The organism is Vibrio sp. 1078-1 (assembly GCF_033340475.1).
The window spans coordinates 1-521 of sequence record NZ_JAWOWM010000883.1 but is presented as its reverse complement, the minus strand read 5'-3'; the positions used below and the strand labels follow the sequence as shown (position 1 = coordinate 521).

The window sequence follows — 521 nt, the reverse complement described above, 5'->3', positions numbered from 1 at the left end:
AAATTTCCTGGACAACGCAAATCGAAGCACTATTTTCCTGTTCATGCTCGTGATCCTTTGGTGAGCCAAGCACAAGAAAGCAAGAAGATGACGCGCACTCACATCATCGGTATTGACCAAACTTTGGTGGATATCGAGGCAAAAGTAACGTCAGATGTGATTGAAAAGTACGGTTTGAGTAAAGGTCACTCGCTGGTTATTGATGATGTAAAAGCAGAAGAGCTATACCAGCAACTAAAAGAAGAGAATCTGATCACTAACGAATACGCTGGTGGTACGATTGGCAATACACTTCATAACTACTCGGTTCTTGCAGACGATCGTTCTACGCTGCTTGGTGTGATGAGCCAGGATATCAAAATCGGCAGCTACGGCTATCGTTACCTTTGTAATACATCGAGCCGCATGGATCTGAATTACCTGCAAGGTGTTGATGGTGCTATCGGTCGTTGTTTTGCTTTGATTACTGAAGACGGTGAACGTACTTTTGCGATCAGCGAAGGTCAAATGAACCAGCTTCA

General features: G+C 44.0%; 1 pseudogene. It reads left to right on the top strand.

The annotated features are described in order from the left end of the window. Positions 1–521 (top strand): annotated as a pseudogene (locus R7190_RS30625) (inosine/guanosine kinase); the annotation flags it as partial.